Annotated in this window: 1 pseudogene; it reads left to right on the top strand. The window is 34.4% G+C overall.

From position 1 onward, the window contains the following. A pseudogene (locus H4J57_RS19530) lies at positions 1-646 on the top strand (hypothetical protein); the annotation flags it as partial.

Raw genomic sequence — 646 nt, 5'->3', positions numbered from 1 at the left:
TCTATTTCTTAATTGCCTCTGTTGTTTTTATGTTTAATGACAGGGCACTACTGGTAATATCAACAATTATAATGCTAGCATTCCCTAGTTTAATGTTGTTTTTTAATTACGAACAAAACTGGAATTGGGTATCATTGACCTATGAAAACTTTTGGTCGTTTGATGGAATGGTTAGGCATATAGTATTTAACGGTTTTCACCCAATATTTCCTTGGGCTGCGTTTTTAATTTTCGGTATGTGGTTGGGTAGGCAAGATCTATCTCAAAAGGCAACAAGAAAAAAGTTGTTCTTAGGCTCTGTAATAACTTTGATTGTCATCGAGAGCTTATTTTATATAATAAGACTAACACTCGGAGATGGTACCGCACTGGAAATGACAAACGATGAGATGAAATTTCTATTTTCGACTTCTATTATTCCCCCTTTACCTCAATACATTATTTCTGCAGGAAGCTCCGCTGTAATTGTGCTGATAGGTTGCTTATATTTTTCTGATAAGTTTTCAGAAAATAACATACATAAGTGGTTATGTCAGACAGGGCAATTGTCTTTAACCTTATATGTAGCTCATGTCATTTTAGGCATGGGGACTCTTGAATCTATGGGGTTGTTAATAAACCAAACAATTAACTTTGCATTATTAAG

Origin of the sequence: Colwellia sp. BRX8-7 (assembly GCF_014077275.1) — a bacterium.
Taxonomy (GTDB): Bacteria; Pseudomonadota; Gammaproteobacteria; order Enterobacterales; family Alteromonadaceae; genus Colwellia_A.
The sequence above is the reverse complement of the archived record's forward strand: the minus strand, read 5'-3'. Positions and strand labels throughout refer to the sequence as shown.